11 protein-coding genes and 1 pseudogene are annotated in these 14152 nt (G+C 45.0%); 6 read left to right on the top strand and 6 right to left on the bottom strand.

Annotated elements, in window-relative coordinates; all coding sequences use genetic code 11:
* Nucleotides 1-77: 77 nt before the first annotated feature.
* Both IGI84_RS10425 and IGI84_RS10420 read right to left on the bottom strand, forming a co-directional pair.
* Nucleotides 78-1781 carry a sensor histidine kinase gene (locus tag IGI84_RS10425; RefSeq protein ID WP_220426806.1) on the bottom strand — a complete coding sequence of 568 codons (1704 nt, stop codon included), beginning with the start codon at nucleotides 1779-1781 and terminating at the stop codon, nucleotides 78-80.
* Nucleotides 1778-3301, bottom strand: coding sequence for a response regulator transcription factor (locus IGI84_RS10420; protein WP_081118151.1), 1524 nt, complete (start codon nucleotides 3299-3301; stop codon nucleotides 1778-1780). Before IGI84_RS10420 ends, IGI84_RS10425 begins: the two co-directional genes overlap by 4 nt.
* 167 nt (nucleotides 3302-3468) lie before the next feature.
* On the opposite strand from IGI84_RS10420, the gene IGI84_RS10415 reads away from it, so the two are divergent.
* The 6 genes and pseudogenes from IGI84_RS10415 to IGI84_RS10390 all read left to right on the top strand — a co-directional run bounded on the left by IGI84_RS10415 (nucleotide 3469) and on the right by IGI84_RS10390 (nucleotide 9475).
* Complete coding sequence (locus IGI84_RS10415) at nucleotides 3469-4758, top strand: ABC transporter substrate-binding protein (RefSeq protein WP_005234924.1); 1290 nt, start codon at nucleotides 3469-3471, stop codon at nucleotides 4756-4758.
* Nucleotides 4759-4819: 61 nt separating this feature from the next.
* A complete protein-coding gene (locus tag IGI84_RS10410) occupies nucleotides 4820-5695 on the top strand; it encodes a carbohydrate ABC transporter permease (protein ID WP_005225588.1) in 876 nt (291 codons plus the stop codon).
* Nucleotides 5696-5697: 2 nt separating this feature from the next.
* Nucleotides 5698-6513: pseudogene (locus tag IGI84_RS10405) on the top strand (carbohydrate ABC transporter permease); the annotation flags it as partial.
* A gap of 40 nt (nucleotides 6514-6553) precedes the next feature.
* Nucleotides 6554-8746, top strand: a complete 2193-nt coding sequence (locus tag IGI84_RS10400) for an alpha-galactosidase (RefSeq protein WP_081118150.1) — start codon at nucleotides 6554-6556, stop codon at nucleotides 8744-8746.
* A gap of 190 nt (nucleotides 8747-8936) precedes the next feature.
* The gene (locus IGI84_RS10395) at nucleotides 8937-9215 is read left to right on the top strand and encodes a (4Fe-4S)-binding protein (RefSeq protein WP_170920111.1); all 279 of its coding nucleotides are present in this window, start codon (nucleotides 8937-8939) and stop codon (nucleotides 9213-9215) included.
* A complete protein-coding gene (locus IGI84_RS10390; RefSeq protein WP_220426805.1) occupies nucleotides 9203-9475 on the top strand; it encodes a GNAT family N-acetyltransferase in 273 nt (90 codons plus the stop codon). The genes IGI84_RS10395 and IGI84_RS10390 overlap by 13 nt, the downstream gene beginning before the upstream one ends.
* 69 nt (nucleotides 9476-9544) lie before the next feature.
* On the opposite strand, the gene IGI84_RS10385 is transcribed toward IGI84_RS10390, so the two are convergent.
* The 4 genes from IGI84_RS10385 to IGI84_RS10370 form a co-directional block, all read right to left on the bottom strand.
* Nucleotides 9545-11299, bottom strand: a complete 1755-nt coding sequence (locus IGI84_RS10385; protein ID WP_325907038.1) for an ABC transporter ATP-binding protein — start codon at nucleotides 11297-11299, stop codon at nucleotides 9545-9547.
* On the bottom strand, nucleotides 11296-13026 hold the full coding sequence (locus IGI84_RS10380) for an ABC transporter ATP-binding protein (RefSeq protein WP_077452695.1): 1731 nt from the start codon (nucleotides 13024-13026) through the stop codon (nucleotides 11296-11298). The genes IGI84_RS10385 and IGI84_RS10380 overlap by 4 nt, the downstream gene beginning before the upstream one ends.
* A gap of 15 nt (nucleotides 13027-13041) precedes the next feature.
* Nucleotides 13042-13581 (bottom strand): GNAT family N-acetyltransferase, encoded by a 540-nt coding sequence (locus IGI84_RS10375; RefSeq protein ID WP_081118146.1) that lies wholly within the window; start codon nucleotides 13579-13581, stop codon nucleotides 13042-13044.
* A 149-nt stretch (nucleotides 13582-13730) separates the two neighbouring features.
* Nucleotides 13731-14090, bottom strand: a complete 360-nt coding sequence (locus IGI84_RS10370; RefSeq protein WP_081118145.1) for a hypothetical protein — start codon at nucleotides 14088-14090, stop codon at nucleotides 13731-13733.
* Nucleotides 14091-14152 lie beyond the last annotated feature (62 nt).

The following is a 14152-nucleotide window of genomic DNA, read 5'->3' as shown; positions in this document are numbered from 1 at the left end:
AAGAAACGCCAGCGGAACAGAACTGCTCATGGAAGCAGCCTGGTTCTGTTGGCGTTTTTCTTATTTAACGAAAGAAATTATGCTGCTTCCTCCCGTTGGATCGGCAGCAGCAAGCGAACGGTGGTTCCTTCGTTGATGCGTGATTCTACGGTCAATCCATATTTTTCCCCATAGAGCAGCTTGATACGCTGATCAATATTGTCTAAGCCAATACCCGAATAGTGTTCAAAGTGGTTGGCGGTGCTGGTTGGGTGCACTTCATTGAACCCAATGCCCGTATCGATGATCTCAATTTTCAGGCCTTCCTTACTGACGCGAGAAAAAATCTGGATCAATCCTGAATCCTCTTCGGGAAAGGCATGCAGGTAGGCATTTTCGATAATCGGTTGCAATATCATCTTCGGTACGAGAACATTTTCACAGCCATCTTCTGAAAAAATCGTCGATTGGATGCGATTGCCGTAACGCACGTTCATTAAAACGAGGTATTCTTCCACGATCGCTAGCTCATCCTTTAAAGGGACGATCTCTTTGCGGTTAAAGGTATGCCGCAACAATTGGACAAAACTTTCAATCGCTTGGGTGGCGGCTTCTTGTTCGTTTTGCCAGATCAAAAACTTGATAGCAGTCAAGGTGTTATAGACAAAATGCGGTTGGATCTGCATTTGCAGTGAACGAATCTCGAACTTGCGTTTTTCGGCTTCTGTGACCATTAAATGATCGACATAAGATTCCAAGTCCTCCAGCATCAAGTTATAGGCACGCCCCAATTCTCGCGTTTCATACGTACCGTTGATGGTGACTTTATCGCTGAAATCACCTTGTGTGACCGCCGGCAGTTTGGCGATCAGCTGATAAATCGGTTGGGTGATATTACGGATGATCCAAAATGCCAGCAGACTAAAGAGTAAAATACTAACGACAGAAATCAACAGAGCTGGCTTGATCAGATTCATATTGCGTACCAGATGCGATTCATCCAAAACATCGTAAAAAGTAAAATGATACGAATAAAGGGGCAGCTGATTGATGCTAGTATCTCTTTTGACCGTGATGAGATGATCCTCAAACGGCTTGCCTAAAAGGCTCGGATCAGAAGTAGAGAGTATTTGATTTTGCTCATTGACGATATAGATCGAGTGAAGACTGGTATCTAACAGTTGACGATAGATCGAAGAAAAATCGGATTCCTTTAAGAAAATCAGAGCATAGCCGAAAATCGTTTCTTCTTTCATTAATTTGCGCACGTACATCAAGCCAGGGGAGTCGCTGGTGGAGGTACTTAAGCCTTGGTCCAAGAAATAATACTGACTGATGGCGTCATTGTCATTGATCTGCTGGACAAAGGCACTGGCGAGAAACTCATCCACCGATTGGTTGCGAACCGCATCGTTTTGAAAGAAAGTGCCCCCGTTGACCCCAATCAACACTAAATTCGAGGGGATGTCTTGAAACAAAGAGCGGGTGTCTTTTAATTGCTCGTTTAATTCTAAAATCGTGCGCCCTTGATTCATGTCGCCTTCTAAGTATGTTTCAACAGCTTTGCTTTCATCGACGATGTCAAAAATCCGATGGATATTCTCGTTCAGACGCTCATAATCTTCTTGGATTTTTTCCAGTAGCAGCTGATTGGAACTCTGGTACGAAGCAACATAGGCATCTTTCGAACGACCATAGATCACGATGACGGTTAGCAGACAAACACTGATGACCCCGACGACAACAAAGAGGAAGATCCGACTGAATAATTCATTTTTCTGAATCCATTGGTTGATTTTCATAATTGATTCAACCGCCGATACTTCGATGGGGTGACCTGACATTCTTTCTTAAAGATGCGAGAAAAATAGCTGATATCTGAATACCCGACCGCTTCACTGATTTCAGATAGGTTCAGATCAGATTGTGTCAGTAGTTCTTTGGCTTTATCCAAGCGGGTTTTCTTTACGTACTCAGAAAAGCTCATTTTCAGTTTCGCAGAAAGAAAAGCCGAAAGATAGGTGTAACTAAAGTGAAAGGTTTCAGCTAGTTCAGACAAAGACAGGCTTTTGGTGTAGTTGTCTTGAATAAAGCGCTGAATCGCAACGAGTAGATCATCTTCATCCAATGGTGATAAGGTCGTCAGCTGTTGACGAATATCATCAATGGTCGCCAACAACAAATCAGAAAAATCTTCCAAATACTGCACGTGACCGATGGCATGCAAAAATTCAGCTTTTAAGCGGCTAAAGCGTGGAGCAGTGGGGAATTCTTCTTCCAAGCGGGAAAGTAACGTGTAAAAAATACTGCTGGCCTGCTGTTTTAAGAATGTCGGATCGACATTGGATAAGATCATGTCATTGAAATATTCCTCGATTCTGGTGATTCCTAGCAAAAAGTTGTTGTCTAACAAAGCCCGTAAGAACTTCTTGGTATCAAAACGATCACTTTCAATGTACAAAAAGAGTTCGTGTTCTAGCACCAGCCGTTGTCGTTTATAAAAAAACGATTGTCCTTGGCTTTTGGCTTTAAGCGTCACAAAATGGTCCCGTAACTGTTCAATCTTTCGAAAGGGCACACTGAGAGTAAAGAAGGCATCTGGCTCGGTAAAACGCAATTGCTCCAATGTTTCTTTCAAGGAGGAATAAACATCCGTTCCTTCTGGATAACTGATCACTAAGCCGGCATCTTTGTTACTGGTTTGAAAAAAGAGCGTCTTTACCTGCGGTTGTGATTGAGTAAATTCTGTCAACGCATGCAGCAGCTGATCATTGGCACGAAAGCCGCTAAAATTGGTGGTCAAAATTTGGGCTTGCTGTTGCGGCTGATCCAATGCAAGGTAGTCCGCCAAAGGAGCCAAGGGTTCTTCATACCCTGCTAAATAGCGATTCAACGATTCTTGCAGTTGCGTCTCCTCAGTCACGGAGCCTTTTGTATGTGACAGCTTTTGTGAGATGTTGTGTAGCGTTTTCAACAAGAGTGTCGGTGTCAGTGTCGGTTTTAAAAGATAATCTACGGCACCATTTCTAAAAGACTGACTGACGTATTGGAAATCATCGTAGCTGCTCAAGACCAAAAAATGGACTTCTGGATATTGTTGTTGAATGATCGTTGTGAGTTGAAGGCCGTCCATTTGTGGCATTTTCAAATCCGTGATCACGATGTCGGGATTCAGCTCATGGATCAGCGCCAATGCTTCTTGCCCGTTCGCTGCATCGCCTAAGAGACGGAACCCTTCTTGCTCCCAACGTATCATATGTTTTAATCCATCTCGGATCGTTGCCTCATCATCAACGACTAAGACCGTGCGTAAAATCGTCATGGTATCCCCCCTATATCTCTTCTTTATTATAAACGCTTTCAAAAAAGAAAGGTATTGTAACTTTTTTCTATTTTTGGACAAATTTAGTAAGCTCTTTCATATTCATTGAATACGGTTACAAAATCAGTGTATAGTTACCATGTAAATAAAAGGAAAGAGGGATAAAAATGAAAAAACTACTTGCATCGATGGTAACGGCGGCTGCAGTGCTGACTTTGGCGGCTTGCGGAAACAGCAACACAAGCTCTGGTGATTCCGGCGAGTCCTCAAACAAAGTCACGGTCTGGGCATGGGATGAGACCTTCAACATCAAGGCAGTCAATGAAGCCAAAAAAGTGTATGAAAATCAAGATGTCGATGTGGAAGTCGTGACGATGTCGCAAGATGATATCGTCCAAAAATTAAATACGAGTCTGGCATCTGGAAATACGGACGGACTACCAAATATCGTTTTGATCGAAGACTACCGCATTCAAGGATACCTTTCTTCTTATCCCGATGCGTTTAGTGATCTAACGGATATCGTGAATGAGGAGGATTTCTCCAGCTATAAATTTGCGGTCAATAAAGTCGACGATGTCATTTATGGGGTGCCCTTTGACAGTGGCGTCGCAGGACTATTTTACCGCACAGATTATTTGACCGATGCAGGCTATGAGCAAGCGGATCTCCAAGATATTACTTGGGATGATTTTATCAGCATTGCCAAAGATGTCAAAGAAAAAACGGGTCACGCTATGATGTCGTTAGACCCAAGCGATCTTGGCTTGGCAAGAATCATTATGCAATCGGCAGGCGAATGGTATACCGGTGAAGATGGCTCCACTGTGACCATCAAAGACAATGAATCCTTCAAAGCCGGTCTTACTGTTTTAGCAACATTGTTGAATGAAGGCTTAGTTGAACAAGTTTCTGATTGGGATGGCGGGGTCAATGCCGTTCAATCGGGGAATGTTGCTTCTGCGCCAACCGGTGCGTGGTATTCCAGCACGATTCAAGGCGCTGAAGATCAAAGTGGCAAATGGGCGATCGCTCCAATCCCATCTATCGCTGGCGATAGCAATTCAGTCAATGCCTCCAGCATCGGTGGAGCAGGCTGGTACGTGATCAAAGGGGTTGACGGTGAAGAAAATGCCAAAGACTTTTTAGCCAATACCTTTGCTTCAAATAAAGAATTGATGGGTACATTAGCTACCGAGATCGGTTTGGTTTCAACCATGAATGCTGCAGAAGAAACGGAAGAATATACGTCGGGGCTTGATTTCTATGGCGGTCAAAAAGTCTTCCAAGATTTCTCTCAATGGTCACAAGAAATTCCAGCCGTGAACTACGGCAATCACACCTATGCCATTGAATCCGTCTTGACTGAAAGCTTGCAACGAGTGATCAACGGCGAAGACATCGATAAAGTATTAGAAGAAGCACAATCACAAGTGGAAGCACAAATTGCAAACTAATCGAACAACTTTGCAGAAACTCGTGAGCGATCGCGAGTTTCTGTGTTAAGGGGGAATTACAATGAAAAACAAAACAAAAAATTGGTTTGCAAACGGCAATGCCTTTATTACCTTACCCGTCATTTTGATCACGATGCTGGTCTTTATTCCGATGGTCTCGGCATTGTTCACGTCATTCCAATCAGGACCACCGACAGCGATGACCTTTAACGGTCTTGGCAACTATCAGCGAATGTTGAGCGACTCAACCTTTAAAAAAGCGTTTGGCAATACGTTTTTATACTTATTAGTCCAAGTTCCGATCATGCTCTTTTTGGCGCTGATCGTATCGAACATATTGAATGACAAAAAATTGAAATTTAAAGGGCTATTCCGCACCGCCTTGTTCTTACCATGTATCACATCCTTGGTTTCTTATTCCTTGATCATGAAAAGTCTCTTTTCGGCAAACGGGTTAGTCAATAACTTTTTGACGCAGCTACACCTGATCGATGCACCGATCCAGTGGTTGACGGATCCTTTTTGGGCAAAAGTACTGATCATTTTTGCCATCACCTGGCGTTGGACCGGCTACAATATGATCTTTTTCATCTCAGGCATGCAAAATATCGATCCAAGTATTTATGAAGCGGCAGAGATCGATGGCGCTTCAAAATGGGATCAATTCTTCAAAATCACGATTCCCAACTTGCGTCCAATCATCCTATTTACCACGATCACTTCAACGATCGGTACGCTGCAATTATTCGATGAAGTTCAAAATATCACTGGCGGTGGACCAGCCAATGCTACGACGACCTTGTCACAATACATCTACAATTTGAGTTACAAATTCACGCCAAACTTTGGGTATGCTGCCGCGGTTTCCTTTGTCATTGTGATCGCGATCGTGATCCTATCGATCATCCAAACGAAAATAGGAGGAAAAGAAAATTGAAAACAATCTCACTCACTTTAAAATACGTCTTTCTGGCGATTTTGGCTTTCATCTCTATTTTTCCATTTGTTTGGATGATCCTAGGGATGACCAATCAAACCTTTGATATCGTTGCCGGAAAAATCATGATTGGCGATCAGTTGGTCATCAACTTCCAAAATCTCTTTTCTTCCGATTTGAATTTTACTCGGGCATTAGGCAATTCCGCAGTGATTGCCGTGATTACGACCGTCTTTGCGCTGTTGTTCTCCTCCATGGCAGGGTATGGCTTTGAGATCTATCGAACGAAAACCAAAGACCGTATCTTCAATATTCTATTGCTGTCGATGATGGTGCCTTTTGCCGCGCTAATGATCCCGCTCTATCGGATGTTCAGCAAGCTTAGCGGCACACCAATCGGGATCAATACCTTCGCTGTCGTGATTTTGCCCTCGGTCTGTACCGCCTTTTTGATTTTCTTTTTCCGCCAAAACATCAAGGCATTCCCTAGAGAATTAGTCGAAGCTGCTCGGATCGATGGCTTGAATGAACTGAGTATTTTCTTTAGAGTCTACATGCCGACGGCTAAAAATACCTACGCAGCTGCCGCGATCATTACGTTTATGGGCAGCTGGAACAATTATTTGTGGCCATTAGTTGCCCTGCAATCACCAGACAAACGGACCGTTCCACTGGTTCTTTCAGCAATGGGTGCTTCTTATACACCTGATTATGGCATGATGATGTGCGGCATTGTGATCGCCACACTGCCAACGGCCATCATTTTCTTCGTTTTACAAAAACAATTCGTCCAAGGGATGCTGGGTTCCGTGAAATAAGCGGGACATCGGTAAACAAATACAAAGTAGAGGGTACGATATGATTCTTTTTGACAAACAATTAAACGTCTTTCATTTAAGCAACGATCAAATCAGCTATCTCATACAAATAGAAGAAGGGGGCAATGTGGCACACCTTTATTTTGGAAAAAAAATCGCTCATTATTCTGGCGGCTATCGTTATCCACGTCTTGATCGGTCTTTTTCACCTAATCCCCCAGACAGCAGCGATCGGCTTTTTTCATTAGACACCTTGATGCTGGAGTTTCCTGGTAATGGCTTCGGGGACTTTCGAGAAGCTGCCTATAAGATTCGTCAGTCTGACGGCAGCCGAGTCAGCCATTTTGTCTTTAGTGATTACCAGATTCAACAAGGTAAACCAGCCTTAGCAGGATTGCCTCAGACCCATGGGGTCGACGACGGGATCGAAACACTGATTCTGTCCTTAAAAGATGATGTGGCGGGACTCGAACTGCAATTGTTTTACACGATTTTTGAGGAGGCGGCAGTGATCGTCCGCTCAAGTAAAATAATCAATCACGGAATCCAGCCTGTTACCATCGAACAGCTGGCGAGTCAAGCGCTGGATTTTCCTAACCGTCCCTTTGATTTGATCCACTTGCCGGGGGCGTGGGCGAAGGAACGCCAAGTCACCCGAGAACCAATCAATCGCGGCATCAAGCGTTTGGACAGCAAGCGGGGGTCCAGCAGCCATCAGCAAAATCCTTTTGCCGTCTTGCTGGAACCTAATGCTACGGAGTTTACTGGGGAGTGTTTTGGTTTTAGCTTGCTGTACAGTGGCAACCATGAAACCATCATCGAAAAAGATCCCTACCACCAGACTCGTGTAATCATGGGGATCAACAGCCATCAATTTGCCTGGCAATTGCCGCCAATTGAAAGCTTTCAAGCCCCAGAAGCCGTGATTGCTTATAGTGAGGCTGGCTTGAACCAGCTGTCAGCCACCTATCATGACTTTTATGATGAGCATTTGATTCGGGGCAAATACAAAAAGCAAGAACGGCCGATCCTAATCAATAACTGGGAAGCAACGTACTTTGATTTCAATGAAGAAAAGCTGGATGCCCTCGTTGATGAAGCCAAGGAGCTGGGAATCGAACTGTTTGTTTTGGATGACGGCTGGTTTGGTCAGCGAGAAGATGACCAAACCTCATTAGGCGATTGGTTTGAAAACGAAGGCAAGCTAGCTTCTGGCTTGGCAGGATTTGCCCAAAAAGTCCATGACAAAGGGCTGCAATTCGGGCTTTGGCTGGAACCAGAAATGGTTTCGGGCGACAGTGAACTGAACCGACAACACCCTGATTGGCTGTTACAAGTACCAAATCGCAAGCCGGCGCTAAGCCGCAGTCAGTATGTGTTGGACTTTTCTCGACAAGATGTCAGAGACCATCTCTATCAGCAGTTAACCCAACTGTTTGATACGGTTGCCATCGACTATATCAAATGGGACATGAACCGCAGTCTGTCGGATGTCTATTCCTTGCTCCTCGATCCTGCCCAACAAGGGGAGGTTGCACATCGCTATCTGCTGGGCTTGTATGAATTTCTGGAAAAACTGACCACTGCCTATCCAACGATCCTGTTTGAAGGCTGTTCTGGTGGCGGCGGGCGCTTTGATGCTGGCTTCTTGTATTATATGCCGCAGATTTGGACCAGCGACAACACCGACGCCATCGCCCGCCTGAAGATCCAATACGGAACCAGTCTGGTCTATCCGCCATCCACCATGGGTGCGCATGTCTCGGCGATCCCGAACCATCAGACCCAACGGGCAACGGATCTAGCGATTCGCGGCAATGCTGCGATGTCCGGCTTGCTGGGCTATGAGCTTGATTTGACACAACTGACAGCAGAAGAAAAAGCACAGATCAAAGAACAAATCACTTTTTATAAAAAACATCGGCGCCTGCTGCAGTTGGGCCGCTTTGTTCGACTACTCAGCCCTTATGAAGGCAATGACGCCGCCTGGCTGTATGTTTCTCCAGATAAAAAAGAAGCGATCGTCTTTTACTTCCGAGTCTTAGCCGAAGCCTCTGCACCATTGGTTACTTTAAAGCTGGCTGGTCTTGATCCTGACCTCACCTATCAAAGTGGGGGAGAGAGCTTCGGTGGCGATGAATTGATGCAACTCGGGTTGTATATCGATCCTCATTTAGCCGGGGATTATGCCACGCAGCGGTTTCATTTTGTTGCAAAAGCACCTCATGAATAAAAAAAGCGTCCTGTCAAAGTAGCAAGTTTTGACGGGGCGCTTTATTGTGTTAACGCAAGCTTTTAATTAATGATCGGCAACTGAGAGGCTATTTTAGAACAAATGATTTATTTTTTTCTCGAGAAGTCGTATGATGAAGGAGGAGGCAGGCAGTTTGCTTCTGACAATCAGTAAGAGGAGGGTGTTCAACATGGACGAACAGCCACTAGCAAATGAAACAGAAGAAGGGTGGATCGCTGCAGGATATCGGAAGTATCGTGGCGAAGCGATCGATATTTATTACAACAAAGAGATCTGCACCCACAGCGGTAATTGTGTGCGGGGCAATCCCGCCATTTTTGAAGTTGGACGGCGTCCCTGGGTGATTCCTGATAATGGGGAAGCAGCCCAAGCGGCCCAAGTGATCCATACCTGTCCAAGCGGTGCATTAAAGTATGTGTTAAAGGAGGAACAATCATGGAAATCTTAGAAGAAAATGCTCGATTTGTGTTAAAAGACGGTGACAAAGAAATCGGTGAAATGACCTGGTCGGAAGCGGGTGAAACGCGTATGATCATTGATCATACCTTTGTCGATCCTGCCTATCGGGGGCAAGGATTGGCAGAAAGATTAGTGGCAAAAGGGGTGGAAAAAGCCCGCAAAGAACAAAAGAAAATCATTCCTTTGTGTCCCTTTGCCAAAAAAGAATTTGAACGCAAACCAGAATATGCCGATGTTTGGAATCAATAAATCAACCAAAACAACCCCTGCCAACTCAAGAGTCTCTCTTTGAGCTGGTGGGGGTTGTTGTATGGCTGATCAATGTTGGAATTGAGCATGGTACAAGCGATAGTAATAGCCTTGTTCTGCCAGTAATTCTTCATGGGTTCCTTGCTCCACGATTTGACCGGCATCCATTACAAGGATCTTGTCTGCTGCTCGAATCGTTGATAACCGATGGGCGATCACAAAGCTGGTTTTGCCTTCCATCATTTTCAAGAAAGCATCTTGGATTTTTTTCTCAGTCAGAGTATCAACCGAACTGGTTGCTTCATCCAAAATCAGCATTGGTGGGTTGCTGATCATCGTGCGGGCGATCGTCAATAGCTGCCGTTGCCCGTCAGAGATCTTGACCCCTTGATGACCGATCGGTGTATCTAGTGTTTCTGGTAAGCGCATCACATACTCATACATATAGGCATGCTTTAAGGCATCGTAAATTTCTTCATCTGTGGCAGTGTCATTGCCGTATTGCAGGTTTTCCCGTAAAGAGGCATCAAAGAGCCACGTATCCTGCAAGACCATTCCGAAGCTTTGCCGTAATTCTTCTCTTTTCAACTGACGAATATCGGTGCCATCGATCTTGATCGCGCCTTTATCGACATCATAGAAACGCATCAATAAATTGACCAACGTCGATTTACCGGCACCGGTTTTTCCGACGATTGCGACGGTTTCTCCAGGTTTTGCAGTAAAAGTGAAATCTTCGATCAATTTTTGACCAGGATCATAAGCAAAAGAAACCTCCTCAAAGGCAATCTCGCCTTTGGTCTCACCCAGTGATTGAGATTCTTGGTCATCGGCTGTTTCTGGCTCTTGATCCAATAACTCAAAGGTTCTTGAAAGTCCAGCCAATGCCGTTTGGATCTGGGTGGTAATTCCCGACAATTCAATGAATGGTTTCGAAAACTGACTGGAGTAGATCGTAAAGCTGGAGATTACCCCAACCGTGACGGCACCTGAACCAGAAAAGTAAAGCAGACCGCCGACAAAGCCGACTGACAGATACGCCAAGTGATCGACGAATCGTGAAAGGGGATTGGTCAAAGAAGAAGAAAACTGTGCTTTTTGCCCCCGGACATTCAATTCTTGGTTGATTGTTTCAAAACGGTTTTGGTTGATGGTTTCTCGATCAAAGGCTTTGACGATTTTTTGATTGCCGATCATTTCCGTAACAAAGCCAGAAATTTCGCCGACGATTTCTTGTTGGCGAGCAAAATGCGATTGAGACGTTCGTGCCACGATCCAGTTGACCAGAAAGATGATCGGGGTCGAAACCAATACGACCAACGTTAAGGGCACACTCATTTGCAACATGACAACTAAGGCGATCAAGACGACCGAAATACCAGAGAACAACTGGTTAAAGACTGCAGCGACGGCAATGGAAATATTATCCATGTCGTTGGTAAAACGACTGACGATGTTGCCGTGGGAGTTTTGGTCATAATAGCGCAACGGCAATGTATTGAGATGGGCAAAACCTTTCTTTCGTAAGTCGGCGACGGATAAATACGCCACGCGGTTGCCTAGTCGCTGGATCAACCATTGACTGACCACAGTCACTAAAACCACTCCGGCAAACAAAAGCAAAATACGATAGAGGGAGCTGAATTGCACTTGATCGGCGCCTATCAGCTGATCGACGGCTTGACCGATCTGATACGTCATATAAACCGAGGAGACACCAGCAGCGATCCCGAGGACAACTGCTGCCCAAGTTTCCTTCGCGTAGGCAGTCAAATAAGGGAGGTAGCGACGAAAGGCCGACCAATCGAATGATTTCTTTTTCATGCTTCTTCCTCCTCTGCCTGTGATGCCACGATTTCTTGGTATTCTTTTGAAGATGCCAACAGCTCTTCATGGGTACCTTTGCCTACCAAATTCCCTTGGTCTAAGACTAAGATCTGCTGCGCATCTTGAATGGAGCGAACCCGTTGAGAGATAATGATGACCGTACCACGAATGCTTTCTTTTAAAGCCATCCGCAAATCAAGATCGGTTTGATAGTCAAGGGCGCTTAGAGAATCATCCAAAATCAAGATATCTGGTTTAGCGATCAATGCTCGGGCAATTGTTAACCGTTGTTTTTGTCCCCCAGAAAAGTTCTTGCCACCTTCAAAAATCGGGGTATCCAGTTGCTGCGGCAAGGCTTCAACGAAGTCACGGCTTTGAGCGATCTCTAAAGCGCGCCAGCACTCTTCATCGGTGGCATCTTTTTTGCCCCATTGCAAGTTTTCTCGAATCGTTCCCGTAAACAGCACGGCGGTTTGAGGCACCATGGCGATTTTTTGGCGTAATTGCTGTAAAGGCCATTTCCGCACATCGTGCCCGTCAACGATCACTTTGCCATCTGCTACATCATAGAAGCGGGGAATCAATTGGGTCAAGGCAGATTTCCCACTACCGGTTGGTCCAGTGATACCTAAAATAGACCCTGGTGCGACTTGGAAATCAATGTTTTTCAAGGCTAACCCATATTCTTTTGAAAAGCGGAAATCCACATGTTCAAAGCGAATCGCTCCAACGTTGTTTTTCGGCTGATCCATAAAGACTTCTGAAAGTTCATCGCCGATCGACGGCTCAGTGGCTAACACTTCGTTGATCCGTGAACCTGATGCTGCGGCACGGGTAAAGATGATCACTAAGTTGGAAACTACGATCAACGCTAAGAGCATTTGATTCATGTAATTGACCAGTGCCAGCACTTGTCCTTGCTGCAAATTGCCAATATTGACTTTGAATCCACCGATATAAAACAACGCGATAATGCCGACATTCATGATTAAGGTAGTGGCAGGCGTCAATAAAGCGGACAGATTTGTCACCCGTAAATAGACATCACTTAAATCATCAGTTGCTTTATCAAAGCGTTTTGTTTCCGTTTTTGTGCGGGCAAAGGCTCGAATCACCCGAATCCCGCTTAAATTTTGACTCACTAACTCATTCAACTCATCTAAATGGACTTGAACTTTCTTATATAATGGCACGGTTTTGGCGATGATCCAGAATAAGACAATACAAAAGAGCGGTAAGACGAGTAGGAAAATCAAGCCAGCTTGCCAATCAATGACAAAGGCCATAATCACGGAACCGATACTTAAGAAGGGCGCCCGGACCACCAGCCGAATCAGCATCGCCAAAGCAATCTGCATCTGATTGATGTCGTTGGTCATTCGAGTAATCAACGTATCCGTACCGAATAAGTTCAGTTCGCTATGGGAAAGGGTGTTGATTTTTTTCATCAAGCGATTGCGTAATTCTGTCCCGAATCCTTGAGAAGCGACGGAAGCATAATACTGACAGATGACGGCACAGATCATGCCTACCACGGACATCACGATCATCCAGATCGTCATTTCAACGACCTTCGACCAATTGTTTTGCCGTAGGCCCTCATCGACTAAAGCGGCCATCTGTAAAGGCAGAACCAATTCAAACACCGCTTCTAAAAATTTGAAAAACGGACCAAGAATAATCTGTTTGCGATAATCCTTGGCGTAGCGTAACAAGCTTATCATAAAAAACCTCCTAAATTATTTCGGATGAGCAGGATATTCACTGGCTAAACAGGCAAAAACCAAACTATCGGTCCATTCCCCCTTGTTCCACCAGTCTTGGATAAAATGTGCTTCTTGGCGCAATCCAATACGTTGGCAAAGCTTGGCTGAGGCCTGATTACGGGCATCTAGCGTCGCTTGGACCCGATGGATCTTCTGACTGGCAAACAACCAGTCCAACAACTCGTTCAATGCTTCTTGAGCAAACCCTTGTCCGCCAAATGACGGATGGAAAGCATAGCCGATTTCAACAGAAGACGGCTGACCAGTAGACCATACCGACAAATCGCCGATGACCGTTTGATCGTGTAGTACCGCCAAAGAAAGACCTGCTTGGTCCGTCAAGGCGTGCTGTTGGCATTTTTTGGCAAAAGCCGCCGCTGCCGTTTCTGTCTGCCAAGGCTCATGAAGTAAGAAACGGCAGACTTCCGCTTGACGATAAATAGCAAAGGTATCGGCAAAATCACTTTCTTGGAACGGGCGGATCGTTAACCGTTCACTTTCCATACATACCATAGACAGCCTCCATTTCTTTAGGGACATCTTACCATAGAACGAAATAGCCGAAAACATTATCAGAAAAATACAACAATATTCTTGTAAAAGCATGTAAATTTCATGAAAGTTCTTTCTTATAAAAATAGAACTTGCCAGTTGCTGCTCATTTACCACGACTGCCAGCGGGCAAGAAAGGTTTTTTGCCAATCTCCCAAGGGCAAGATCACTCGCTGCATTTGAAAACGGTAGGTTTCCCCTTTATAAGTAAAGCGAATCGGGACGAGCATGCCCACCACCGAATCTTTGTGCTCTTTTGTTAACTCAGCAAGAGGCACGATTTTTTGCTGAAGGACTTTTGTCGAGAAAAGATTCAACGCCAAAATCGTCAATTGCTGATCATCTAAGACGAGCAGGCTACGGCTGGTGATGGCATTGAAGGACTGCCATTTTGCATAGCCGATCACAGCTCCTTCCGTCAAATAGGGGGCTGCCAACGCTTGGAAGGTTTTTTTATTTAAAAGAAACATGGGTAGAAAACTCCTTATCAGTTAGAATCAGTTTCGGCGCAGGCAAGCAATCAAAACCAACC

The organism is Enterococcus sp. DIV0008 (assembly GCF_050542615.1).
Taxonomy (GTDB): domain Bacteria; phylum Bacillota; class Bacilli; order Lactobacillales; family Enterococcaceae; genus Enterococcus_D; species Enterococcus_D innesii.
This window is presented reverse-complemented; position numbering and strand designations above follow the sequence as displayed.

Bases quoted from the DNA above. Each gene is read 5' to 3' on its own strand.
- IGI84_RS10385 (WP_325907038.1), bottom strand. From the start codon at position 11,299: ATGAAAAAGAAATCATTCGATTGGTCGGCCTTTCGTCGCTACCTCCCT.
- IGI84_RS10400 (WP_081118150.1), top strand. From the start codon at position 6,554: ATGATTCTTTTTGACAAACAATTAAACGTCTTTCATTTAAGCAACGAT.
- IGI84_RS10425 (WP_220426806.1), bottom strand. From the start codon at position 1,781: ATGAAAATCAACCAATGGATTCAGAAAAATGAATTATTCAGTCGGATC.
- IGI84_RS10395 (WP_170920111.1), top strand. From the start codon at position 8,937: ATGGACGAACAGCCACTAGCAAATGAAACAGAAGAAGGGTGGATCGCT.
- IGI84_RS10375 (WP_081118146.1), bottom strand. From the start codon at position 13,581: ATGGTATGTATGGAAAGTGAACGGTTAACGATCCGCCCGTTCCAAGAA.
- IGI84_RS10390 (WP_220426805.1), top strand. From the start codon at position 9,203: ATGGAAATCTTAGAAGAAAATGCTCGATTTGTGTTAAAAGACGGTGAC.
- IGI84_RS10380 (WP_077452695.1), bottom strand. From the start codon at position 13,026: ATGATAAGCTTGTTACGCTACGCCAAGGATTATCGCAAACAGATTATT.
- IGI84_RS10410 (WP_005225588.1), top strand. From the start codon at position 4,820: ATGAAAAACAAAACAAAAAATTGGTTTGCAAACGGCAATGCCTTTATT.
- IGI84_RS10370 (WP_081118145.1), bottom strand. From the start codon at position 14,090: ATGTTTCTTTTAAATAAAAAAACCTTCCAAGCGTTGGCAGCCCCCTAT.
- IGI84_RS10420 (WP_081118151.1), bottom strand. From the start codon at position 3,301: ATGACGATTTTACGCACGGTCTTAGTCGTTGATGATGAGGCAACGATC.
- IGI84_RS10415 (WP_005234924.1), top strand. From the start codon at position 3,469: ATGAAAAAACTACTTGCATCGATGGTAACGGCGGCTGCAGTGCTGACT.